Raw genomic sequence first — 23,923 nt, 5'->3', positions numbered from 1 at the left:
TTCGGACTTTGCGGCAGAATACAGGGTGGAATTAACAATTCTTTTACGGTTGAATCTGTACTTTTACAAGCGTAAAATTCGTCCTATGCGCAGCTATCTTTTCCTTTTGTTCCTGCTTCCCCTTACCGTAATGGCAAACCCCCCGGTGTGGTCCCGTACCGGGCACCGCGTGGTTGGTGAGATTGCCCAGCAACACCTTAGTCGCAAGGCCCAAAAGGCAGTAGCCCGGATTTTAAAGGGGGAGGGGTTGGCCGAGGTGGCTAACTATGCGGACGACATCAAATCCGATACTTCCTACCGCCGTTTTGGCCCTTGGCACTATGTCAACTTTCCTCTGGACAAGGCCTATACTGAGGTAACCCCCAGCCCGAATGGCGATGTTGTGGCCGGCATCCGTTTTTGTATCGAGACCCTGAAATCGGATACTACCACCCCGGAAGACGAAGCCTTCTACCTCAAGATGCTCGTGCACCTGGTGGGCGACCTTCACCAGCCAATGCACGTAGGCCGGGCCGAAGACCGCGGGGGGAATGACATCCAGCTGCAATGGTTCGACCGCGGCAGTAACCTCCACCGTGTCTGGGATTCCGAAATGATAGACGATTACGGCATGAGCTACACCGAATTGGCAGGGAGCCTGCCCCGCTGGAACCGCGCACAAATCAAAGCCGTCCAGCAGGGGGACGTCCTGGATTGGGTAGAGGAAATCCAGGAGGTTTCCAAAGAGGTGTACGAGTCGGTAAGCGTTGGAGAAAAACTCTATTATCGGTACCGGTATACCTGGTGGGATACCGTAGAGGAGCAGTTACTTCGGGGAGGCCTCAGGCTTGCAGCCGTGCTGAACGATATTTACGGCTAAACCTCATTTTGGTTTGGAGGGGCGGTTCCCGCTGATGTTTTGCTGGCGGGAACTCTTAAACCGAACCATGCCTTCGGGCCGTTTCTTCAGGTGTTTGGTGCTGCGGCCCTGCACACGGGCCCGCCAGCGGCGAAAGCTACCGGGCTTCAGTTCCTGCCGCATCAGGCGGATTACATCGGCTTCGCCCAAACCGAATTGGGCCTGGATGGCCTCAAAGGGCGTACGGTCTTCCCACGCCATTTCTATAATCCTATCCCGTTCCTGCGGGCTTGGTTTATCCGATTCCATGGGTCAAAAATACGAAGAATCCCCCCTAGAGGATTTTCCGGAAGGTGAGGTTGATACGGGGCCCCACTTCGCGCCGGGTTTTGGGCACCTGGTGCACCCAGTGGTGTTGCATACTTCCCCCCATGAGTAGGAGGGAGCCGGGTTCCAGGGCTATTTTGTAGGAGTGCGCTTTATCCCCTCGGTGTTTCAGGTGGAACCAGCGTACGTCGCCAAGGGAGAGGGAGGCTATAGCAGGGTTGGTTCCCAGTTCTTTTTCGTTGTCTGCATGCCAGCCGTTGCTGTCCTGCCCGTCTCGGTAGAGGTTCAGCAGACAGGTGGAGAATCGTTCGCCAGAAACAGCCTCCACATCCGCTTTCAGACGTGAGAGCTCTGGTGTAAAGGGCAGGGGGTGCATGCGGATGCCGGAATACCCGTAGGACTTACCCCCGTCGCCATAGAGGGCTGTTAGCCGGGGCTGGGGGTAGGTTTTGCCGAAAACCGTGATCGGGTCCTGTCGCCAGGGGAGGGTTTCCAGGAAGAGGGCCATCAGGCGGGTCGCCTCCGCCGGGGTAAGGAAACCGGGGAGGTAGCGCAGCTCGGCATCCGGAAGGGCGGGAAAAGGCGGGGTAAGGACCTTCAACGGACTACGGTTTTAAGCTGATTTCGGTACTCCGAGGGGCTCATCCCGGTAAAGGCTTTAAAGGACTTGTTGAAGTGCGAGAAGTTGTTGAAACCGCTGGCAAAGCATACCTCCGTAATGGACATCCGGTTCTCGGAAAGCAGGTTGGAGGCGTGAACCATGCGGTATTCGTTGACGAATTGCACAAAGGTTTTCCGGGTCACCTTTTTAAAATACCTGCAAAACGACGGCACTGTCATATGCGTCAGGTCTGCCACGGTCTCCAGGGAAATGGGTTCCTGGTAGTGCTCCTTTACATAATTGAAAATGCTGTTGATCCTGTCGTTTTCCTTGGTCTGGGTTTCCATGGAGAGGTGGTCCGCATTGAGGATTTGGTATTCCTGTGTACTTCCCAGTTCGTTTAGGATGTTCAGGATAGAGAGCAACCGCTGGAATTCGGACTGATATTCGAGGATTTCGATTTTATCTCCGATTTTCTTCTTGGCCCCGCCGGTAAAGGCAATCCCCCCTTTAGCTTTTTCAAAAAGGATGCGCACGTTTTCCATTTCCGGGATGTGCAGGAATTCGGACCCGAGGAAGTCGGCTTTCATCTGTACCACGGACTCGCTGCGGTTTCCGGTGCAGGCATCGGTAAAACCACAATGAGGCAGGTTTGAACCGATCAGGATGAGGTCTCCGTCCGTATAGTAAGAGACATGGCTGCCAATCTGCCGTTTCCCATTCCCCCCGTTTACATACACCAACTCGATTTCCGGGTGGTAATGCCAGACCAGGTTGGTATTGGGTTTGCTGGCATCGAATTTCTGGTACGTGAAGGAATGCCCGAAGTCGGGTGCAATCGCTTCAAATGCCGGTTTGGTTTTTAGCATAAACTACCTGTTCTCCTACAAATTTACGAGTGACCGGTATGTGGTCGATTATGCAAAATTACCCCAAATATGTGCTTTATTACCATTTTGCAAAATATTAACACGGTATCGCGGTAAAATAGTACAGAAAGTGGATAATCCGGTGGTAGTTCCTGCAGCCTTTTGGACATAGATTTGCCTTGTGTAATTCAAAAAACAAACCGTTATGAAAAAAACATGGATTAACATTGCCGCCGCCATCATCCTGATGGCAGGAACCGCAGAAGCGAAAACAACTCCTGTGAATTCCAACCCGGAAACGGAGAAAGCCACTACCCCGTACATGCGTGCGGAAGGGGAGCGGGTATTTGTAAACTACCTGAACCTCGAAGGTAGCTCCGTTGTCGTAAAAGTAGTGGATGCAGAGAACCGCATCCTTTACTTCGAGCGCTTTTCCAGTACTCCCGTGGTAGAGAAGGCCATCAACTTTTCGAAGGCCGTAAAAGGGGTGTACAAGGTAGAAGTCCTGGTTTCCGATGGAGACCGCACCTATTCCGAAAGCCTGAAAGTTGTCAGGTAGTGGATGTTTAGTTTGTTTAATTCGGGAAAGAGGGGGCAGCGCCCCCTCTTTTTTTATTCCTTAAGCCAGCGGCGTATCTTCTTGCTGCTGTCGGTGGACAGTACGGGCAGCTCCAGTGCTTTTTCCAATAAATCCCTGTCCTTAACCGGACTATAGAGCATCCTGAAGAAGGCGGCAATACTCATGCTGTTTTCCGGAAATCGGACCAGGGAAAGGGTGTCTCCGGGACGTACATGCCCGGGTGAGAGGACTTCTGCATAAGCCCCCGGTTTACCATGTCCGACAAATCGATCTATGATGCCCTGGTCGCCAAATCGTATCCCAAGTTTGAAGCAGGGCTCCCTGGGAGAAGTAATACGGATATGAGCTTCCCCAACCTGGTATTCGGAGCCTATGAGCAGGGTGGTTTCATCTAGACCTTCCACGGAGAGATTCTCCCCGAAGATTCCAAAGCCCCAGTCCAGATGCGGATACCGTTCTTTCCAGTGCGGATACTCCCCGGTGCTGAAGAGGTAACAAGCCTTTAGACGGTCTCCGTGAACCTTAGGGTTTCCGATGGTATCCCCTTTGACACCTTCCGGAGTGAGGTAAATCCCTTCCGGTTGGGGAATTTTATAAATACCGGTCGTTTGTGGTTTATCTTTCCAGCGGATGGTAACCGGTTTGGCTGTATTGGTGCTGAGTACCTGCATGGGCTTTGCTTTGGGAACCGGGACACCCCCGGTAGATGTCTGGATTAAAGGTACACAACCGGTCGCAAATTTAGGAGGTGCTGTTTCAGTAGGACGTGGGCGAGGGCCTCGGAAAAATCTAAATCCGAGGGATGGGGCCCCCCACCCGCCCACCCAGACAACCTAACCCCGCACCCTGCAACACCCCAGCACATAAAAAAACCGCCCGTAAGGCGGTTTTCACATGCTGCATAAGCACATTAGGACTTATCCATTTTTCGGGTTAGGAAAAACCCGACCAGCAACCCGGTACCCGCTAGCAGGAAGATGGATCCCGGCATGGCGATATCCTCGTCCAGGCCCAGGCCGGTTGAGAGGAGTCCGCCGGTCATTACGCCTGCCCCGATCCCCATCAACAGCAAGGCGAGGTTGAGAATCAGCACTTTCCAGATAGGTGGGGCATCCTTCCTGCCATGGTCGAAGAGGGTGGCGTCCACCCCTTTCTCAATTAGTGCCAGGCGCTCTTTATTGCGCGTGGTAAAGTAGAGGTATGCGATTCCGAAGGGTACCGCAAACATTGTAATGAAAATAAAAACTTCTGCTCCCATGATCTTAAATGTTTAGATTGATGATTATTGGTTTTGCCCATCTGACGTGTGGTTTGGACGGGAGGTTACGGAAATTCTGAAAAAAATGTAACCCGGCCCCGTAGTTACCCGTCCTATAAGAGGAATGGAGCCACAACCAACCGATATGGAGATCATCCGCAGGGTGCTGGGCGGGGACCGGAGGGCCTATGCCGTACTGGTAGACCGGTACAGCCACATGGTGTATACCCTGGCCGCACGGATGCTGGGAAACCGGGAATTGGCAGAAGAATCGGCTCAGGACGCCTTTCTCAAGGCGTATCAAGCCCTGGACGGGTTCCGGGGTAATGCCAAATTTTCTACGTGGTTGTATCGGATTACCTATTTCCGGGTATTGGACGTGGCAGACCGGGAAGGCCGGAAAAGGCGCCTGGAATCGGATTTGCCTGCGGAAGGCCTCGCAGCAGGGTTTGCAAACGAAACCTGGCAAGGCCTGGTAAGAACCGAACGCGGTGCCCTAGTGCGCTGCCTGATGGACCGCCTTCCCGCAGAAGACAGCGCTGTACTAAGCCTGCACTACTTGCAGGAACTCTCCTTAAAGGAGGTAGGGGAGGTCATGGAATTACACCCGAATACGGTAAAAGTCCGCTTGCACCGGGCGCGCAAACGCCTCAAAGATCTTATTGACCACCAAGGCAACAGGAAAATACTACAGGATTATGGAAGCTGAAAACGATTACAGGAAATGGAAGGAGCTCCTTGGTGAGGCCATGGAAAAAGCCCCTGAAGGGTTTACCGACAAGGTGATGGCACAGCTCCAACCGGAAACGGCGCAGGTGACCCAAACCCGGATACCCTGGTGGAAGCAGCATAGAACATGGGTTTTGGTGCTTCTTGCCGGCCTGACATTTGCAAATTTGTTTATGCCCGGATCTTCCGAGGGTCGTCATCTGCTCCTGGAAGGGGCCTTTGGGCGGCTTCGAGAGTGGAATGCCCCGGATTTTAGTCTTCCTGACGTGCCGGATAGTGCTGCATGGGGTGCGCTGGCCCTGTTGGTTTTTGCCCTGTTCCAGTTTGTATGGTTGCAGCGTTACCATGCACACAAGGGGCTGCGTTGAAGGGTTACAGGTAGGCCCATGCCCATGCCATAAGTACCCCCTGAAGCGGAATGCGAACCCACAGCAGGGCATATGGGATTTTCGGGAAACGGTCTGCGTGGCGCAACATATACCCATGTACCGGAAGGAAGGCCAACAGCATGGCCATGATACCGTAAAGGGCATAGGGTGCCCAGGCAGGAAAAAACAACAGGATTCCCAAGAGCACTTCCAAAACCCCGCTGAGTAGTACTGTTGCCTTTTTCCAGGGGACCCAACCCGGCATTATCCCGCGATAGATTTTCGGGTAGATCCAGTGGGCCAGCCCCGCTGCGATATAGAGGAGGGCCATTGCTATGTAGTGCCAGGATAATGTCATAGATATAAAGGTAAACAATCCGACTGCGAGGCTCAGTATTGCGACCGTAATCGGGCAGGAGCGGGGACAAAAAATCCGCCTTCAGGGGCGGATTTTTTTCTGTTGGCGGAGGAATTTATTTCACCATTTCATAACTACGGCTGATAAAGCGGGTAAGGTCTTCCCCTTTTAACAAGCCCTTGGAGAGGCGCGCCAGGTCCAGGGACTGGTTAATGAGGCGGGTCCGCTTCTTCTCTGTCCTGGTGTTTAGGATTTCGCCCACCAGGGGGTGGTTGGTATTGACCACCAGGTTGTACATCTCGGGCATGTGACCCATGCCGAACATGCCACCTCCGGTTTGCTGCATCTCCTTCATCCGCCTCATGAATTCGGGCTCGGTAATCATAAAGGGTGCCGCCTGGCTGTCCATGGCCTCCATCTGCACGTTGTATGGGCTGTTTTCGCCCAATACGGCTTCCATCTGGCCTTTAAAAGTCTCTTTCTCCTCATCGGTAAGTTTGGAAACCTGAGGCTCGTCTTTGGCGATAAGCTTGTCCAGGTGGTCTGCGTCTACCCGTGCGAAGGACAGTTTCTCTTTGGAGGTTTCCAGTTTTTGCATCAGGTGGGCCACAATTGGGCTGTCCATGAGCAGTACCTCGTAGCCCTTGGCCCTGGCTGCTTCTATATAGGAGTGCTGGGCCTCCTTGTCTGAGGCATACAGCAGGATCAGGCGCTCGTCCTTGTCAGTCTGCAGGTCTTTGACTTTCTCCTGAAGTTCCTCGAAGGTGTAAAACGTGCCATCTACAGTAGGGTAAAGGGCAAAGGCCTCGGCCTTGTCGAAGAATTTTTCCTCGGAAAGCATCCCGTATTCAATCACGATCTTGATGTCGTTCCACTTTTCTTCAAAAGCTTTGCGGTCTTCCTTGAACAGGGAGGTCAGCTTGTCTGCCACCTTCCGGGTGATGTAGGCCGATATCTTTTTAACGGCCCCGTCTGCCTGCAGGTAGGAACGGGAGACGTTCAGGGGGATGTCCGGGGAATCGATGACCCCGCGCAGCATGGTGAGGAATTCGGGGACAATGCCTTCCACGTTGTCCGTTACGAAAACCTGGTTCTGATACAGCTGGATCCGGTCCTTTTGCAGGTTCATCTCCCCGGTCAGTTTGGGGAAGTACAGGATACCGGTCAGGTTGAAGGGGTAATCCACATTCAGGTGGATGTGGAACAGGGGCTCTTCAAACTGCATGGGGTAAAGCTCCCGGTAGAATTTGCGGTAGTCGGCATCTTCCAGATCCGCAGGTTTTTGGGTCCATGCCGGCCTGGGGTTGTTGATGATGTCGTCTACCTCCTGGGTGGGTGCCGGCTCGTCTTCCTTGGCGCCTTCGGGTTTGGGAAGGGTTTCGGTACGGGTCCCGAATTTAATGGGCACCGGCATAAACTTATTGTATTTCAGAAGGAGTTCACGAATCCGTCCCTCTTCCAGGAATTCTGTGGAATCCTCTGCGATGTGGAGGATGATTTCCGTTCCCCGGTCGGTTTTGTCCGAAGGGGAGAGGGTGAATTCCGGGTTGCCCTCGCAGACCCAGTGCACTGCAGGGGCATCCTGGTAGCTCTTGGTGTTGATCTCCACCTTGCCGGCTACCATGAAGGAAGAATAAAAGCCCAGGCCGAAGTGTCCGATGATCCCGGCATCCTTCCCGGCGTCCTTGTATTTATCCAGGAACTCCTCTGCTCCGGAAAAGGCTACCTCGTTAATGTATTTTTTTACTTCCTCCTCGGTCATCCCAATCCCCTGGTCGATGATGTGGAGGGTCTTCGCTTCTTTGTTTACCCGAACTTCAATTTTGGGGTCCCCCAATTCCACATTTGATTCGCCAATAGCCGCCAGGTGCTTCAGTTTTAGCGTAGCATCTGTGGCGTTGGAAATAAGTTCCCTGAGGAAAATCTCATGATCGCTGTAAAGGAATTTCTTGATCAGCGGGAAAATATTGTCTACCGATACATTGATTTTGCCTGTGGCCATATCTGATTACATTTAGTTCCGTCCCTTATGAACAAAAAAAATACCAAGACAGACAGGAGTGACAAACTGGCATAAGGATGTCAAGTTTAGGGTTTGGGAAAAAATTAACACAAAATAATGTTTAGTGAATTGCATATAAAATTAAACACTATTATATTTGTCATGATTCGAGTTCAAGATAGCTACGAGTAAGCGTTTTGAGATTGTAATCAGTTTGTTTATTAATTGGTTAGGTTGTTTGAAAAGCGTGCTTTCTCTCCGGAAGCACGTTTTTTTATGGAATTTATCGAGGCATTAACAGTATTAATGTCTAATAAAATATACTTTAGCATAAACAAAATAAGCTATGGCTACGAAAAAGAAAGCAACGGCAAAAACAGCAGAGGATTTCCTCTCTGCCTACATGATGCACTGTCTTGAAGAGGGAAAGGCCCCGGCTTCGGTTTACGCCTTTACCAAGTATGTAGGGGCGGAGGAATCGGATTTCTACGCCTTGTTCGGATCCCTGGAAGCGCTTGACCGGGCGGTTTGGGTGTCATTCTTCGACCAGACCCTGGCACGGGTGGAGAAGGGTGCCGGATTCGAAGCCTATACCCCCAGGGATAAATGGCTTAGTTTCTTCTATACTTTTTTTGAGTTACTCACCCTTAACAGGTCCTATGTTTTAATGGCCCTGCAGGGTGGAGGGATGCCCTTGGAACGGCTCGAAAAACTCAGCGGGCTCCGGAAGAAAATACTCGGATTGCAAGAGGAATGGGCTCCTGAAATGCAATCGGACATGGGAGAACGCTTCTCCCAGGCCAGCTCCAAGGTGGTTTCCGAAGGGCTCTGGCTCCAATTGCTTTTTCTGATGCGGTTCTGGATGAAGGATGAATCCCGGGGCTTTGAGAAGACCGATATGGCCATCGAAAAATCCGTCCAGACCTTTTTTGACCTGGCCGATACCGCCCCGGTAGAGCGGCTGGTGGATTTTGGCAAATTCCTGTTTCGCGAACACTTTGCCACCCGGGTATGAAAACACTGGACCATATCCCGGTAACCAAATTCGAGCGGGCGGGTAAGCTGGTGCAAACCGGGGTGAAGCTTGGGGGGAACTACCTGAAGTATTACGGCCAGAAATTACTGGATCCCGAGACGGACCGTACCTCCCTCGATGAGGAGAACGCCAAGGATGTCTACGACGGGCTCAAGCGCCTTAAAGGAAGCGCTCTTAAGGTGGCCCAGATGCTGAGTATGGAGAAGAACCTCCTGCCCCAGGCCTACGTAGAGCGCTTTTCCCTGGCGCAATTTTCCGTACCGCCGCTCTCAGCCCCCCTGGTGCGGAAGACATTCCAGGCGTCCCTGGAGCAGTATCCTGAGGATCTGTTCGACCATTTCGAACCGGAATCGGTCAATGCCGCGAGTATTGGCCAGGTGCACCGCGCCCGTAAGGACGGCCGGGAACTGGCTGTGAAGGTCCAATACCCCGGGGTTTCCGACAGCATCGGGTCGGACCTGGCCCTGGTACGCCCCATCGCCTTGCGCATGTTTAACCTCAGCAGCCGGGAAACCGAGAAGTACTTCCGGGAGGTGGCCGAGAAGCTAATGGAGGAAACGGACTATTGCCTGGAGCTGAAGCGGTCCGAAGCGGTAACCGAGGCGTGCAGGCACCTGCCCGGTGTGCGCTTCCCTTCCTATTATCCGCAATGGTCCTCTGAGCGAATCCTCACCATGGACTGGATGGAAGGGGTCCATCTGGGGGAATTTGTGAAGGGGCCCTATTCCAGGGAAGAAGGGGACCGTCTGGGGCAAACGCTTTGGGACTTCTATATGTACCAGATCCACCAGTTGCGGCTGGTCCACGCCGACCCGCATCCGGGTAATTTCCTGGTAGGGGAGGACGGTGCGCTTATCGCCATAGATTTCGGGTGTGTCAAGGAAATCCCCGAAGCATTCTACAAGCCTTATTTTGAACTGGCACAGGCGGAAAATATCGGAAATCCGGTTATGCTGGAGGAAAAACTCCGGGAACTCGAAATCCTTACCCCCGGGGATACCCCGGAGGAGGTGGCTTTTTTTACGGCCCTGTTCCGGGAAATGCTGCAACTCTTTACCGAGCCCTTCCAGGCGGAGACTTTCGATTTTTCAGACCCCGGGTTCTGGGGCCGCATTGCCGACCTGAGCCGCCGTTTTGCCTCCGATACGGAAATCCGGAACCGCAATGCCAGCAGGGGCTCCCGTCACTTTATCTACATCAACCGCACATTCTTCGGGTTGTACAACCTCCTGCACGACCTGCGTGCGCGTATTCAGGTTTCGCGCTTCAGGACTTACCTGTCCTCCACAGGCCCGGGCAAGGGATCCTGTTGAGGCGTCTCGGGTTTCAGGTGAGCCTCCAGCCACTGGTCCTGTTCCCACAACATGTGCAGGATGCTTTCCCTGGCGCGGTACCCATGGCTTTCCTTGGGCAGCATGACCAGCCTTACGGTTGCCCCAAGCCCTTTCAGGGCATTGAAATAACGCTCGCTTTGCATGGGGTAGGTCCCTGAATTGTTGTCGGCCTCCCCGTGGATCAAAAGCAGGGGCGTCTTCATTTTATCCGCGTGCATAAAGGGGCTCATGTTGTAATATACCTCCGGGGCTTCCCAGTAATTGCGTTCCTCTCGCTGAAAACCGAAAGGGGTCAGGGTCCTGTTGTAGGCCCCGCTGCGGGCAATTCCAGCGGCAAACAGGTCGGAGTGCGAAAGCAGGTTGGCCACCATAAAGGCCCCATAGCTGTGGCCGCCCACCGCCACACGGTTGCGGTCTATATGCCCCATGGCGTCCACGGCATCGATGGCGGCCCTGGCATTGGCCACCAGTTGGGTGCGGAAACTGTCGTTGGGCTCTTCGTCCCCTTCGCCAATAATGGGAAAGGCTGCGCCGTCCAGGACGGCGTACCCCCGGGTAACCCAATAGATGGGAGACCCCCAGGACGGATAAGTAAATTCATTCGGGTTGGAAGTGTTCTGGGAGGCGCTGTTCTTGTCCTTGTATTCCCTTGGGTAGGCCCACAACACCATGGGCAGTTTCTCCCCGGAGGCGGGGTCGTATCCCGCAGGGAGGTAAAGCGTGCCACTGAGTTCCAGGCCGTCTTCCCTGGGGTAGGTTATCACTTCCTTGTGGACCTGGGCCAGGGAGGCATACGGATTTTCAAAAAAGGTCAGTTGCATGGGCCCTTTGCGACGGACCAGGCTTTTCTCATAATAATTCGGGTATTCCGATGGCGATTCTATGCGTGTCAGCAACCGGTCTTCCAGGGGTTCGTACTCCAGGAGGGTTTCCATCTTCCCGGGAATGCGGGACTGGTAGATTCTTTGTTTTTCAAGGGTCTGCAGATTCACCCGGTCCACAAACGGAACCTGGCCATCTTCACTGAAGCCTTCCCCCAGCAGGAAGGCATGGCCGTTGCGGTCCCGTGCCAGGACTTCCTCCCCGAAGCGATTGCGGGTCATGGCCCACTCCCCGGGGTCGCTGTAGCGGTCCTGGTAATTCCGGTCCGAGAGCAGGGCGGGGGTTTTGCCCGGGTTAGCCGGGTCAAAACGGTAGCTCTTGGTATTGCGGGTGTTAAACCAGTAATCCGTAACCACGGCCCAGTCCCCGTCGCTCCAGTATATCGCGTCAAAACGGTTCTGTACCTGCACCAACAACGTGCCTGGCCCTTTAAAGGGCGCGTCCAGTGTGTATACCGCATCCCGGAACGGAACTTCCCGTGCGGGATCGCCCCCGTCCAGGGCCTCTACATAGACCAGGGCGGCGGGCTTGTCGTGCCGCCAGCCTATTTCCCGCATGCCTTCCCGCACCGCCATAAAGCCCTTGGGCAGGTCCTCAATAAGCGGGACTTCCAACAGGGTGGTTACCTCCTGACCCTCCCGGGTATAGATGGCCGTCCGGGAAGGGAACCGGGTATAGGGTACCAGGTAGGAAAACGGTTTTTCCACGGTCACCGCCAGCAGGTAGGACCCGTCAGGCGAAAAGTTAAGCCCCCGGTACAGGGCGGCCTCCTTCCACAGCTTGCTGTTGCCATCCAGGCCCACCCGGTGCAGTTCAGAACGGGCCAGCTGCTCGAAATTAAAGGCGTCATCCGGGTTTTTGATCAGGTCCTGATAGGTCCTGTTTTGCGCTTTTTTGCCATCGTTGGTGGAAACTGTTGGCCCTTCGGGTACCTTTTCGGCCCGGTCCACCAGGGGTTGGCGGTCCCCGGGAAGCATCTTGACCAAAAGGGAGCCGCTGTCTTTAAACCACTGGATGGGGTTCCCCATATTGGCATTGAGCGGTCCCGCGGAAAGCCTGCGGGCTTTGGCACTGGCCAGCTCCACCACCCAGAGCTCCACCCCCTCGGGTCCGGTATGGGTCAGGGCCAGCTGGGTTTCGTCCGGGGAAAGGCGGAAGTTGGAAAGCCGGGGAGTCCCGGGGAGCCCACTCACCTGACGTGGTTCGCGCGCATCCGGCGATTTTACCTTCAGGTTTTTATAAAAAGTGGTGCGGCTGCCGATATTGGTTTTCGGGTTAATCCGAAGGCCCGCCAGACGAAGTTCCGGCTGGGATAATTCCTCGATGCTTTTGTAGGTGTCCCTGTAAAGCAAAATCATATGCTCGCCGGATTGGGTGGTCCACACCCAGGGGGGCATGGAGGCGTCAGCCAATTGGCGGATGGGTTCCGGCGGGGTCTGGTACCCCAGGCGGGTCTGGGCCTGGATGCCCGAGGCGACTAAAAGCAGGATGAAAAACAACCTTTTGGTCATGGCTTAAGGTTTTGGTTTGTACAGGATCGATTGTTGTCGATAACAGCTTTTCAAGATACTAACTTTTGCCCGTAATGAAACCCGTAGTTGCCGATTTCCGCTGCGATTTTCCGGGACTATTTTAGGTCGAGACGGCATTAATCGGTATTTTAGGTGCGGGTATTTCCCTTCGCGGACATACCCCCATAACCAAACGGCAAGATCATGTACAATTCTAGGATTAGCGGCATGGGATTTTTCGTGCCCGAAAATGTGGTGACCAACCACGACCTGTCCAAACTCATGGATACCAACGATGAGTGGATTCAGGAACGCACCGGGATCGTGGAGCGCCGCCATGTGGTTGGCGGTTCGGAGACCACTACTACCATGGGTGTGAAGGCAGCCCGGATAGCCATCGAGCGGGCAGGGATCGACAAGGACGAGATCGACTTTATTGTCTTTGCCACCCTGAGCCCGGATTACTATTTTCCCGGCCCTGGGGTTCTGGTGCAGCGGGACCTTGACCTCCCTACCGTGGGGGCCATCGATATCCGCAACCAGTGCTCGGGCTTTGTATACGGCATATCCCTGGCAGACCAGTACATCAAGACGGGGATGTACCGCAATGTCCTGGTCATCGGTTCCGAGCTGCATTCCGGTGGGTTGGATATGACCACGCGCGGCCGCGGGGTTTCCGTGATCTTCGGAGACGGGGCAGGGGCAGTAGTCCTTACTCGGGAGGAGGACCCTAAAAAAGGGATCCTCTCCAGCCACCTCCACAGCGAAGGCCAGCATGCCGAGGAATTGTCACTTATAGCCCCGGGCATGGGTAAACGGTGGGTCACGGACATCCTCAAAGACAACGACCCGGAGGATACTTCCTATTACCCGTATATGAACGGGCAATTTGTGTTTAAGAACGCCGTGGTGCGCTTTAGCGAGGTCATTATGGAAGGGCTTAAGACCAATGGCCTGGACAAATCCGACATCGACCTGCTGATCCCGCACCAGGCTAATTTGCGCATTTCCCAATTCATCCAGAAGAAATTCGGCCTCGCAGACGACCAGGTGTACAACAATATCATGCGGTATGGGAATACCACCGCAGCGAGTATCCCCATTGCCCTGACGGAGGCCTGGGAACAGGGCCATGTAAAGAAGGGCGATCTGGTAGTCCTCGCGGCTTTTGGAAGCGGCTTTACCTGGGGCAGCGTTATTATTCGCTGGTAGTCCACTCGTTAACAATCCGCCCAGTACTTCCATAAAATAAGGAACCCCGGCCATGGAGGCCAGGGTTCCCTTCAGGCTGTGCGCGAAAGGGTCAACCAACCCATTCCCTTAACGCGCCTGCCTATACGCTTAGAATAAGCCTCCCCCGCCTTCTTTGGTGTCGTTGTCCCGGCGTTTGCGGGATAAGGCCCTGTTTTTGCCGCTGCCAAACCGATAGGCCAGCCCCAGGTAGAGGGTGCGGCTCTCCCAGGTAAAGACGCCCTCCTGCGGGATGGGCTGCCCGGCCGAGATCTCCGCCTGCATCCAGTTAAAGACATCATTCACATTCAGGCTCAAAGTGCCTTTCCCCTGGGCAAAGGAATAGCGCGCCCCGGTATTGATAAAATAGATAGGCTCCTGCTGGAACTGCAGGGTCCGGTTGCGCCCGCGGTAAAACCCGAAGATCTGGAAGGTTAACTGTTTAGTGGCTTTCAGGCTGTTGTTTACCCTGAGGTTCCAGGCGGTGTTCTCCACCGAGATGGTTTGGGTCTGGATGTCGTCCACCCCCGGGTTAGCCAGGCCGGGGGGAAGGCTTTCGCTGAAACCCCGCTGGGTTTGGTTATAGAGGTCGAAACTCGCGTTGATGCTCCACCAGGAAAGCGGTTTGAGGTTGGAGGAGAGCTCCACGCCGAAGGCGTTGGTGTCGTCGAAATTATCGAAGGACAGCACAATACGGTTCAGGTCCAGCCGGTCCAGGAACAGGGCGCGGTTGATCTCGTCGGTGATGGTCCGGTAAAAGACCCCGGCTGTAAGACTGCCCAGCTTAAAGCGGCGTGTGTAGTTCAGTTCATAGGAGAAGGTGAACTGGGGCAAAAGGGCCGGGTTCCCGAAGGAAGAGATCAGCGGGGTGGAAAACTCCCGGATAGGGTTTACCTGGGAAAGCCCGGGCCGATCTACCCGCCGGCTCACGCTGAGTTGAAGCTGGTCTTTCTCATTAGGCGCAAAGGTGACAAAACCGGAGGGGTAGAACTCCGTATACCGGTCGGTGAAGGCCCTTACCTGGTTGGTGTCTGCCTGGACTTCCACATTTTCTACCCGAAGGCCCACCTGATACGACCATTTGCCCGCATTCCGGCTGTAGGTGGCATAGGCGGAATAGATGTCCATGTCGTATTCGAAGGCGGTAGTGGGGGTTGGGACCAGATCTCCCTGAGCGTTATAGGAGAACCCGGTGGAGGCGTAATCGGTGTCGGTGCCGAATAGGCGCGCCTGCACCCCAAGTTCCACCCTCGAGAGGGAATCCACCGGGTTGGTGTAGTCCAGGTTGACGGTGGTCTGGGTGCGTTCGGTATCCACGAAATCGGCGTAATCCGGGAAGGGATAGGCCCCGCTCAGATTGAAGTCCGCATCTTCCTCGCTTTCAAAAAGGTTATGGTCCACCTCCAGTTCCAGGCCATGTCCTTCCTTGCCAAAGGCTAGTTTGTAATCGAAGTTGTACTGCTGGGAGTGGTTTTCCGAATCGCTCAACAGCAGCTGGCCCAGGTTCAGGTTAGGGTTATCCGGATAAAGGACATCGGTATCTACCCGGAAGCGGCCGTCGAAATAATTCTGGTTGGTGAAGAAAGACAAGGTATTGTGGTCGTTCAGGTAAAAGTCAACCCCTACCTTATAGAGGTAGGATTTGTTGTTGGAAAGCACATCGATTTGCTGGATGGAGTTTTCTTCCAGCCGGTTGAGCTCCCCGTCGTTTACCCATTTGCCGATATTGGTGCCGGCATTGCCATAGAGGTTGAATTTACCGTTGCGGTAGTTCAGGTCCAGGGAATTGTTGAACTTCGCCTCCAGGCCTTTGGTCAGACCCATGTTCAGGTTTCCGTTAAAACCGATGTTGGCGTTTTTATGCAGGACAATATTGATAATCCCGCTCATGCCTTCCGGGTTATACTTGGCCGAAGGGTTTGTGATCAGCTCAATCGACTTGATAGCCGTGGAGGGGATTTGCCGGAGCAACTGGGCCACCGGTACATTCGATAATTTACCATCCACCATGACGCGGACATTGGCATTTCCCCTCATGGTAATCTCCCCGCTCTGCTGGTCGAGGTTAACCGAAGGAATGTTGTTCATGATGTCCGAGGCCGTAGCCCCTGCGGTGGTGAGGTCTTTCCCCACATTGATCACCTTGCGGTCTACCTTTTGTTCGATGGTGGTGCGTTCGGCAACCACTTCAACCCCGCTCAAAGCCGTGGCCTCTTCTTCCAGAGTAATGGTGCCGAGTTCGACCTTCTTCTGGCCCCGGGTAATGGTGAAGGATTCCTTGTAGGTCCTGTACCCGATAAACTGGACTTCCAGCACAAAGCTGCCTTCCGGGAGCTTTTCGATTGTGAAGGTGCCGCTGTCTTCGGTGATGCCGCCGGTTACGACGGTAGAATCCGAAGCCTGTTTCACCACCACGGCGGCGTAGGCTACCGGTTGTTTGAGGCTTTGATCTATAACAGTCCCGGTAACACTTCCAACTTTAAGGTCAGTCTCCGGGTCCGGGAGGGATGCAGATAGGGTAAGCAGGGCACACAAAAAGAGCGCCACCCCGCGAAGGCAGGTAGTCATGACAGTTCGTTTTTTGATTGATTGATGATGTTATTGACAAGACGAGCGCCCAGGGGGAATGTTACAGTATCGGTATCTTTTAACATTCGCCCTACCTGAGGCAGGGTGCCAACATTAACGAAAACAGGTATTTACAAATACGAAACCCCGCAACACCGGAATCCGGGTGCGGGGTTTCTTTCATTGGTAGGCTATACTAAACACTAACCATTAACTACAAAAAATACAGCGTTACCAATGATTGTATCTTTGCAATAGTATAGTAACAGACGGACGATTCCCATCTGTGTTACACCGCTTAACAGTATTTAACGCCATACATGTTAAAAACGGATAAAACGCTTGTCTTCGGAGCTTCCCTGAAACCTCAACGATATAGTAATATGGCTATGAAAAGCCTGTCGGACAGAGGATTTGAGGCAATGGGTTTTGGTTTGGTTGAGGGAACCGCCTATAACCTGAAAATTACATCAAATTTAGATGATGTGCAAGGGGTTCATACCATAACCATTTACATGCGCCCCTCCTTGCTGAAACCCTTTACGGAACGGTTAATTGGTCTGCGGCCCAGGCGGGTTATTTTTAACCCGGGGGCCGAAAGCCCGGAGACTTACCCCAAATGGGAAGCGGCAGGCGTGGAAGTAGTGGAAGCCTGTACCCTGGTCATGCTGGCTACCGGCACTTACTGAAGGTCGGAGCGGGTTTTCCTGCGGATCAGCAATAGGGCAAGGAAGGTAAGCAGCCCGTTGATGGGCAGGAGTTCATACCCGAACTGGTACCCCCCCAGTAGGGTCTGTTGCAGGTTTACCAAAAGGACCACCACCCCGATCACCATCAGGGCAACCACACCTACCCATTTGTCGTGCAGGGCGTAGGGGGTCAGGATGCCAAAGGCAAAGAGCCCCAGAAGCGGGCCATAGGTGTAGGTGGCAACCGTAAGCAGTCCGTCTATCACATTGCGGTCCAGCACATATTTAAAGAGGATTACCACGACCACCAACAGGGCGCTCATGCCCAGGTGGACTTTTTTGCGCAAAGCTTTCTGCTTGTCTTGCGGGTGTTTGCGGATCTGGAGGAAATCCACGCAAAAAGAGGTGGTGAGCGAGGTCAGGGCGCTGTCTGCGCTGCTGTAGGCAGCGGCAATAAGCCCCAGCATAAAGGTAATCCCCACTATGGGGTCCAGGCCGCTGTTAAGAGCGATTTCCGGGAAGAGTAAATCGGTTTTCGGGGAGCCGTCCATTAAGGGGGTGGCAATCTGAAAGCGCTCGGCATAGATAAAGAGGAGCGCCCCGAGCAACAGGAAGAAAAACTTTACCACGACCAGGACCAGGCTAAAGGAAACCATATTCTTCTTGGCCTCGCCCAGGTTCCTGCAGGTGAGGTTCTTTTGCATCATGTCCTGGTCCAGGCCCGTCATACAAATGGTGATAAACATGCCTCCCAGGAAGGATTTCAATACGTGGTTCCGCTCGGCGAGGGATTCGGTAAACCAAACCTGGCTGTACTGTTTGAGTTCTTCCGAGGTGAGGAATGTTGCCAGGTCCCACCCCAGGCTCTGGTTGATAAAGTAAATGGAGAGGCCCACCGCCAGCAGCATAAAAAGGGTTTGGAGGGTGTCGGTCCAGACAATGGTCTTGATACCACCCCTGAAGGTATACACCCATATCAGCAGGATGGATAAAATCACGGTAAGCTCGAAGGGAACGCCCCAGGCGTCGAACACAAATTGCTGCAGGACAATGGCCACCAGGAAAAGCCGGAATGCCGCACCCAGCACGCGGGAGATAAAAAATGAAATGGCCCCTACCTTGTAACTGGTGTTTCCGAAGCGCTGGTCCAGGTACTCGTAAATGGAGGTCACCCCGAGGCGGTAATACAGCGGTAACAGAACCCAGGCAATTACCAGGTAGCCGGCCAGGTAACCAAAGACCACCTGCATGTAGCTGAATTGCGAACTCTGGACCCAGCCCGGGACCGAGATAAAGGTCACCCCGGAAAGCGATGCGCCAATCATGCCGAAAGCCACCAGGTACCAGGGGGATTGGCGGCCTGCCTGGAAAAAGTCGTCATTGGAGTCATTCTTGCCGGTGAAATAGGAAATCAGCAACAGCAGGCAGAAGTACCCGCCAATGAGCAAAAGGATGTGAAATGCCGTCATAGGGTCCTTTGTAGCGCCTCTTTTATATGGGTCGCTGTGGAGCGTCCAAAGTACAAAACTTCAGATAGATTATGGGAACCGGCCCGGAAGCGGGTCTGGCTGCCAGAGGGCATCTTTAACGAAATTCAGGCCCAAGCGCTGAAAACTCCCGGGGTGTTTGTAATTTTGCCCTATGGAAATCGCCTCAAAACTGCTCCAGCGCGCAGTCGATGAAGTAGCCTTGCTGCCTGGGATCGGCAAGCGGACGGCCCTGCGACTTATGCTTCATTTGCTCCGCCAGCCGGAAGGCCAGGCGCGTCGTCTTTCGGAAGCATTGCTCGAACTCCGGGAGCAGGTGCGCTACTGCGGGGAATGCCACAATATTTCGGACCAGGAGGTATGTGCCATTTGCAGCAGCCCCAAGAGGGAGCGCCAAACCCTTTGCGTGGTAGAGGACATTCGCGATGTCATGGCCATCGAAAACACGGGCCAGTACCGCGGGCTGTACCATGTACTGGGGGGCAAGATCTCCCCTATGGAAGGAGTAGGCCCCCACGACCTTACCATCGCCTCTCTTGTTTCCCGGGCGCGGGGCGGGGAGCCCAAAGAAATCATTTTTGCCCTGAGTGCTACTATGGAAGGGGATACTACTAACTTTTATATCTCCCGCCAGCTGGAAGGGCTTCCCATCCGCCTTACTACCATTGCGCGGGGCATTCCGGTGGGAGACGAACTGGAATATGCCGACGAGGTGACCCTGGGCAGGTCTATTTTACAACGCGTTCCCTTCGAAGGCTCCCTAAAACAATCGGAGGAATAAAAAATAGCACAATAAAACGGACGATATTTTGTTATTTTTGCAAAAATTAATCACGCATCCGGTCTGAATTTGAGAATATGTCAAAATTCGAATTGAAATTACCGCAAATGGGCGAGAGTGTGGCAGAGGCTACCCTTACCGCCTGGCTCAAGGAAGTGGGCGATACCATCGAAGCCGATGAAGCGGTCTTCGAGATTGCCACGGACAAGGTGGACTCCGAGGTACCCAGCGAGGTAGACGGGGTCCTGGTGGAAAAGCGATTCGAAGTAGACGACGTCATCCAGGTGGGCCAGGTGGTAGCCGTAATTGAAACCGGAGGTGCGGCACAGCCGGAAAAGGCCGAAGTCACCCAGGTACCGGAACCTGCCGCGGCCCAGACTGCAGCGGTTGTTGAAAAGGAAATAACGGCTGTTCGCCAGACCGTGACCCCGGACCCGACCGCGGCTCCGGCCTCGACTTCGGAGCGGTTTTATTCCCCCCTGGTCCGCAATATGGCCCGGCAGGAGGGCATAGGGCAGGAGGAACTCGACCGGATTCCGGGAACCGGAAAAGAAGGAAGGGTAACCAAACAGGATATGCTGACGTATATCGAAAACAGGGGTGCGCAACCGGTTAAGCCCGCTGCGGCTCCCCCAGCCACACCGGAGCCTGCGCCTGCCGCCCAGGCTTCCCCTGCACCCAAGGCTGCCCCGGCTGTGACAGCCGTTGCAGGCCAGGGTGATGAGGTCATCCCCATGACGCGCATGGGCAAACTCATCGCCAAACACATGGCAGAAAGCGTGGCGACTTCCGCCCATGTCCAGAGCTTTGTGGAAGTGGATGTAACCCAGGTGGTGCAATGGCGCGACAAGGTCAAGGATGCCTTCCAGGCACGGGAAGGGGAAAAGCTCACTTTTACGCCCATCTTTATGGAGGCCGTGGCGATGGCGCTTAAAAAGTACCCGATGATGAATATCTCTGTAGACGGAGACAACGTCATCCGGCGTAAAAATATAAACTTGGGCATGGCCGCGGCCCTGGCCGATGGCAACCTGATTGTCCCGGTCATCAAGAATGCTGACCAACTCAACCTGGTGGGCATGGCACGGGCCGTAAACGACCTGGCAGCCCGGGCCCGGAAGGGCGAACTGAAGCCCGACGAGATTAAGGACGGCACCTACACGGTAACCAACGTGGGGACCTTTGGCAGCGTATTCGGAACCCCTATCATCAACCAGCCCCAGGTAGGGATCCTGGCCCTTGGGGCAATTCGGAAAATGCCAGCGGTAATCGAAACCCCGGAGGGCGACTTTATTGGAATCCGGTCCAAGATGTTCCTTTCCCACAGTTACGACCACCGGGTGGTGAACGGCGCTCTTGGCGGGATGTTCGTAAAGGCCGTGGCCGACTACCTGGAATCCTGGGATATCAACCGGGAAATATAAATACAATCGGGGGCATCCATGCACCCGGCCCAAATGTGAACCATGGCACTGAATCTGACCAAACCTATCTGCTTTTTCGACCTGGAAACCACAGGGACCAATATCGCCACAGACCGGATTGTGGAGATTTCCATCCTTAAAGTCTATCCCAACGGGAACAAGGAGAGCAGGACCTGGCTGGTAAACCCGGAGGTACCCATACCCGAAGAGGCAAGCGCCATCCATGGGATTACGGACGAAAAAGTCGCCGGGGAGCCCACATTTAAAGTCCTCTCCAGCGAAATCCACCAAATGATACGGGGGTGCGACCTGGCGGGGTTCAACTCCAACCGATTCGATATCCCGCTCCTGGCCGAGGAACTCCTCCGTGCGGGGATGAATTTCGACATGAAATCTGCCGTGGCCGTAGACGTGCAAACCATCTTCCACAAGATGGAGAAGCGCACCCTGGAAGCTGCGTATAAATTCTACTGCGATAAAGATCTGAGCAACGCCCACAGTGCCCAGGCCGATACCGAAGCCACTTACGAGGTCTTGCTGGCCCAACTGGAGCGGTACCCGGAACTGGAGAACAACATCAAGGCCCTGGCTGCATTCTCCTCCCATAAGGATACGGTAGATTTTGCCGGGTTTATCTTAAGGGACGAGAACGGGGACCCGATATTCTCTTTCGGGAAGCACAAGGGACGCAAGGTAACCGAGGTCCTGCAGCAGGAACCCGGGTATTTCGGGTGGATCCTCAACGCGGACTTTCCCCTATATACCAAGAAAGTCCTGACGCAGATCAAACTGGAGTCGTTTAACGAAAACCCCGGCGCGTAAGCCCGGATATCCCCTCGGGGTACCTGTACTATGAAACTTATTTGCATAGGCCGCAATTACACGGCCCACATCGAAGAACTCCAGAACGAACGCCCGGAGGAACCCTTGTTGTTTATCAAACCGGATTCGGCCATCCTGCCGCGGGAGCAGGATTTTTACATTCCGGAGTTTTCGGATGACGTCCACTACGAGGCAGAGCTGTTGGTGCGCATCTGCAAGGTGGGCAAACATATAGACCCCAGGTTTGCCCCAACCTATTACGATGCTTTTTCCGTGGGGATCGATTTTACGGCACGGGACCTCCAGTCCCGCCTTAAAGAAAAGGGCCTGCCCTGGGAGAAGGCCAAAGGCTTCGACGGGGCGGCCGTCATCGGGGAGTGGGTGCCCAAGGAGCAGTTTGCCGGTCGGGAGCACCTGAATTTTGTCCTGGAGAAGAACGGGGAGCAGGTTCAGCGCGGGGATACCTCACTGATGCTTTGGAAGATCGATGAACTCATCGCCTATATCTCCACTTTCTTTACCCTGAAAAAAGGGGATATCATTTTTACCGGTACCCCGGAGGGGGTTGGACGGGTTGCGCCAAATGATTACCTTGTGGGGTACCTCGAGGGCAAGCCCCTGTTTTCTTTAAATGTCAAAGGATGATTTACAATCTCGATAAAATCAATGAAATGGCTGAGGGGGACATGGACTTCGTTCAGTCCGTGATTTCCGTGTTCCTGGAAGAGGTACCGCAGGACCTGAAAGACCTGGAGCAGGCTATTGAGGCCGCGAACTACGACCAGGTTTATAAACTGGCACACAAGATCAAGCCCAATGTGGATCTTCTGGGGATGGAGCAAACCCGCGCCGTAGCGTTGGAAATCGAAACCCTGGGTAAGAGCGAGGGCAATATGTCCGTCATCCGCGAGCGGTTTCCGTTGCTCAAACGTGACGTGGAACAGGTGATTGGCGAGCTTTCCAATGATTTCGGTATTTGATGAATGCTGAGATTATCACGATTGGCGACGAGATCCTCATTGGCCAAATCGTAGATACCAACTCGGCGTATATCGCTGCCGAACTGCATAAGATCGGGGTAAGCGTGTACCAGATCAGCTCCGTTCAGGACGATAGGGCGCATATCCTCAAGGCCCTGGAGGAGGCGGAGGCACGCGCAGACCTGGTGGTACTCACCGGGGGGCTGGGCCCTACCAAGGACGATATTACCAAACACACGCTCTGCGAATTCCTGGGAGACCACCTGGTATCGGACCCCGCGGTTTTGGCCCATGTGGAGTCCCTTTTCCGAAGGTTTATCAAGACCCCGATTTCGGAGATCAACCGGCGGCAGGCCCTGGTACCGTCGCGGGCCACCGTGCTTCACAATGCCTATGGTACCGCACCCGGGATGTGGATGCAGGGCAAAAAGGCGGTCTTTGTCTCCCTCCCAGGCGTGCCCTACGAGATGAAGGCCCTGTTCCAGAACCATGTGATCCCCAAAATCACCGAGACCTTCACCCGTCCTGTGCTCCTCTACCGCACCCTCATTACCTATGGTCTGGGCGAAAGTGCCATTGCCGACAGGATTGAGGCTTGGGAAGACGCCCTGCCCGGGCACATGAAGCTGGCCTACCTCCCCAACCTGGGAAAGGTGCGCCTGCGGCTCTCCATAAAAGGGACGGACTTAAAGGCCCTAGAGGCGGAACTGGAATCCTACCTGGTAACTCTCCGGGAGGCGCTGTCGGATATCCTGCACGCCGAGGAGGACGGGGAGGCCCTGGAAGAAACCCTGGGTAAAATCTTAACGCGAAAGGGCCTCACCCTGTCCACGGCTGAAAGCTTTACCGGTGGGCGCCTTGCGGCTCAAATTACGGCAGTCCCCGGAGCCTCTGCCTATTTCCGGGGCAGCGTAGTAAGTTACGCCACTGATGTTAAAACCGATTTTTTGGGGGTACCCCGGGAACTGGTGGAGGCGCATTCCGTGGTAAGTGGCCCGGTAGCCGAAGCCATGGCGAACGGGGTGCGGGCATCCTTGCAATCCGACTTCGCCATTGCCACGACGGGGAATGCCGGTCCTGCTAAAGGGGATTCCGATGCGCCTATCGGGACCGTGTACCTGGCCATAGCCGGACCAGGGGGCACCATTTCGGAAAAATTCACCATGGGCAACCACCGGGAACGGATTGTCCAAAAGGCTGTGCATAAGGCATTTGAAATGCTTCACAGGGAAATCCTGAAAATCTGAAT

General features: G+C 54.3%; 24 protein-coding genes. 14 read left to right on the top strand and 10 right to left on the bottom strand.

Going from position 1 to position 23,923, the window contains the following annotated elements; genetic code table 11:
• Positions 1-85: 85 nt before the first annotated feature.
• Positions 86-859: a S1/P1 nuclease gene (locus CA832_RS13535; protein WP_088342176.1), complete on the top strand. Its 774-nt coding sequence runs from the start codon at positions 86-88 to the stop codon at positions 857-859.
• A gap of 3 nt (positions 860-862) precedes the next feature.
• Here CA832_RS13535 and CA832_RS13530 read toward each other — a convergent pair whose 3' ends face one another.
• From CA832_RS13530 to CA832_RS13520, 3 genes are read right to left on the bottom strand one after another with little or no spacing between them, the layout of a single operon-like run.
• Complete coding sequence (locus tag CA832_RS13530) at positions 863-1,147, bottom strand: TIGR03643 family protein (RefSeq protein ID WP_088342175.1); 285 nt, start codon at positions 1,145-1,147, stop codon at positions 863-865.
• A 25-nt stretch (positions 1,148-1,172) separates the two neighbouring features.
• Complete coding sequence (locus tag CA832_RS13525) at positions 1,173-1,766, bottom strand: alpha-ketoglutarate-dependent dioxygenase AlkB family protein (RefSeq protein WP_088342174.1); 594 nt, start codon at positions 1,764-1,766, stop codon at positions 1,173-1,175.
• A complete protein-coding gene (locus tag CA832_RS13520) occupies positions 1,763-2,635 on the bottom strand; it encodes an AraC family transcriptional regulator (protein WP_088342173.1) in 873 nt (290 codons plus the stop codon). Before CA832_RS13520 ends, CA832_RS13525 begins: the two co-directional genes overlap by 4 nt.
• Positions 2,636-2,840: 205 nt before the next feature.
• Between CA832_RS13520 and CA832_RS13515 the strand changes: the two genes are divergently transcribed.
• Entirely contained in the window at positions 2,841-3,194 is a 354-nt protein-coding gene (locus tag CA832_RS13515; RefSeq protein WP_088342172.1) for a hypothetical protein, read from the top strand.
• 53 nt (positions 3,195-3,247) lie between these two features.
• On the opposite strand, the gene CA832_RS13510 is transcribed toward CA832_RS13515, so the two are convergent.
• The gene (locus CA832_RS13510; RefSeq protein WP_088342171.1) at positions 3,248-3,886 is read right to left on the bottom strand and encodes an MOSC domain-containing protein; all 639 of its coding nucleotides are present in this window, start codon (positions 3,884-3,886) and stop codon (positions 3,248-3,250) included.
• A 239-nt stretch (positions 3,887-4,125) separates the two neighbouring features.
• The gene (locus CA832_RS13505; RefSeq protein ID WP_088342170.1) at positions 4,126-4,473 is read right to left on the bottom strand and encodes a DUF6249 domain-containing protein; all 348 of its coding nucleotides are present in this window, start codon (positions 4,471-4,473) and stop codon (positions 4,126-4,128) included.
• Positions 4,474-4,597: 124 nt separating this feature from the next.
• On the opposite strand from CA832_RS13505, the gene CA832_RS13500 reads away from it, so the two are divergent.
• The gene (locus tag CA832_RS13500; RefSeq protein WP_088342169.1) at positions 4,598-5,182 is read left to right on the top strand and encodes an RNA polymerase sigma factor; all 585 of its coding nucleotides are present in this window, start codon (positions 4,598-4,600) and stop codon (positions 5,180-5,182) included.
• On the top strand, positions 5,172-5,570 hold the full coding sequence (locus tag CA832_RS13495; RefSeq protein WP_088342168.1) for a hypothetical protein: 399 nt from the start codon (positions 5,172-5,174) through the stop codon (positions 5,568-5,570). Before CA832_RS13500 ends, CA832_RS13495 begins: the two co-directional genes overlap by 11 nt.
• Before the next feature lie 4 nt (positions 5,571-5,574).
• Here CA832_RS13495 and CA832_RS13490 read toward each other — a convergent pair whose 3' ends face one another.
• Positions 5,575-5,928, bottom strand: coding sequence for a DoxX family protein (locus tag CA832_RS13490; protein WP_088342167.1), 354 nt, complete (start codon positions 5,926-5,928; stop codon positions 5,575-5,577).
• A gap of 115 nt (positions 5,929-6,043) precedes the next feature.
• A complete protein-coding gene (gene htpG, locus CA832_RS13485; RefSeq protein WP_088342166.1) occupies positions 6,044-7,930 on the bottom strand; it encodes a molecular chaperone HtpG in 1,887 nt (628 codons plus the stop codon).
• 346 nt (positions 7,931-8,276) lie between these two features.
• Between htpG and CA832_RS13480 the strand changes: the two genes are divergently transcribed.
• On the top strand, positions 8,277-8,945 hold the full coding sequence (locus CA832_RS13480) for a TetR family transcriptional regulator C-terminal domain-containing protein (protein WP_233131826.1): 669 nt from the start codon (positions 8,277-8,279) through the stop codon (positions 8,943-8,945).
• Entirely contained in the window at positions 8,942-10,279 is a 1,338-nt protein-coding gene (locus CA832_RS13475; RefSeq protein ID WP_088342165.1) for an ABC1 kinase family protein, read from the top strand. Before CA832_RS13480 ends, CA832_RS13475 begins: the two co-directional genes overlap by 4 nt.
• Here CA832_RS13475 and CA832_RS13470 read toward each other — a convergent pair.
• The gene (locus CA832_RS13470) at positions 10,240-12,693 is read right to left on the bottom strand and encodes a S9 family peptidase (RefSeq protein ID WP_088342164.1); all 2,454 of its coding nucleotides are present in this window, start codon (positions 12,691-12,693) and stop codon (positions 10,240-10,242) included. The two genes, CA832_RS13475 and CA832_RS13470, sit on opposite strands and share 40 nt — an antisense overlap.
• Positions 12,694-12,897: 204 nt before the next feature.
• On the opposite strand from CA832_RS13470, the gene CA832_RS13465 reads away from it, so the two are divergent.
• Complete coding sequence (locus CA832_RS13465) at positions 12,898-13,905, top strand: 3-oxoacyl-ACP synthase III family protein (RefSeq protein ID WP_088342163.1); 1,008 nt, start codon at positions 12,898-12,900, stop codon at positions 13,903-13,905.
• Between the two features lie 129 nt (positions 13,906-14,034).
• Here CA832_RS13465 and CA832_RS13460 read toward each other — a convergent pair whose 3' ends face one another.
• Positions 14,035-16,491 (bottom strand): outer membrane beta-barrel family protein, encoded by a 2,457-nt coding sequence (locus CA832_RS13460; RefSeq protein WP_088342162.1) that lies wholly within the window; start codon positions 16,489-16,491, stop codon positions 14,035-14,037.
• A gap of 320 nt (positions 16,492-16,811) precedes the next feature.
• On the opposite strand from CA832_RS13460, the gene CA832_RS13455 reads away from it, so the two are divergent.
• Entirely contained in the window at positions 16,812-17,180 is a 369-nt protein-coding gene (locus CA832_RS13455) for a CoA-binding protein (protein WP_088342161.1), read from the top strand.
• On the opposite strand, the gene CA832_RS13450 is transcribed toward CA832_RS13455, so the two are convergent.
• On the bottom strand, positions 17,174-18,649 hold the full coding sequence (locus tag CA832_RS13450) for a sodium:solute symporter (RefSeq protein WP_088342160.1): 1,476 nt from the start codon (positions 18,647-18,649) through the stop codon (positions 17,174-17,176). The two genes, CA832_RS13455 and CA832_RS13450, sit on opposite strands and share 7 nt — an antisense overlap.
• 172 nt (positions 18,650-18,821) lie before the next feature.
• Here CA832_RS13450 and recR point away from each other — a divergent pair, with 172 nt between their 5' ends.
• The 6 genes from recR (at position 18,822) to CA832_RS13420 (ending at position 23,921) form a co-directional block, all read left to right on the top strand.
• Positions 18,822-19,448 carry a recombination mediator RecR gene (gene recR / locus CA832_RS13445; RefSeq protein ID WP_088342159.1) on the top strand — a complete coding sequence of 209 codons (627 nt, stop codon included), beginning with the start codon at positions 18,822-18,824 and terminating at the stop codon, positions 19,446-19,448.
• Between the two features lie 77 nt (positions 19,449-19,525).
• Entirely contained in the window at positions 19,526-20,872 is a 1,347-nt protein-coding gene (locus CA832_RS13440; RefSeq protein ID WP_088342158.1) for a dihydrolipoamide acetyltransferase family protein, read from the top strand.
• A gap of 42 nt (positions 20,873-20,914) precedes the next feature.
• Complete coding sequence (locus CA832_RS13435; protein WP_088342157.1) at positions 20,915-21,694, top strand: 3'-5' exonuclease; 780 nt, start codon at positions 20,915-20,917, stop codon at positions 21,692-21,694.
• Between the two features lie 30 nt (positions 21,695-21,724).
• Positions 21,725-22,339 (top strand): fumarylacetoacetate hydrolase family protein, encoded by a 615-nt coding sequence (locus CA832_RS13430; protein ID WP_088342156.1) that lies wholly within the window; start codon positions 21,725-21,727, stop codon positions 22,337-22,339.
• Positions 22,336-22,674, top strand: a complete 339-nt coding sequence (locus CA832_RS13425; RefSeq protein ID WP_088342155.1) for an Hpt domain-containing protein — start codon at positions 22,336-22,338, stop codon at positions 22,672-22,674. The genes CA832_RS13430 and CA832_RS13425 overlap by 4 nt, the downstream gene beginning before the upstream one ends.
• The gene (locus tag CA832_RS13420; RefSeq protein ID WP_088342154.1) at positions 22,674-23,921 is read left to right on the top strand and encodes a competence/damage-inducible protein A; all 1,248 of its coding nucleotides are present in this window, start codon (positions 22,674-22,676) and stop codon (positions 23,919-23,921) included. The genes CA832_RS13425 and CA832_RS13420 overlap by 1 nt, the downstream gene beginning before the upstream one ends.
• Positions 23,922-23,923 lie beyond the last annotated feature (2 nt).

The organism is Robiginitalea sediminis (assembly GCF_002198115.1).
Classification (GTDB): Bacteria; Bacteroidota; Bacteroidia; order Flavobacteriales; family Flavobacteriaceae; genus Robiginitalea; species Robiginitalea sediminis.
Note: the sequence above shows the minus strand (reverse complement) of the source record. Positions and strands in the feature narration are given on the sequence as shown.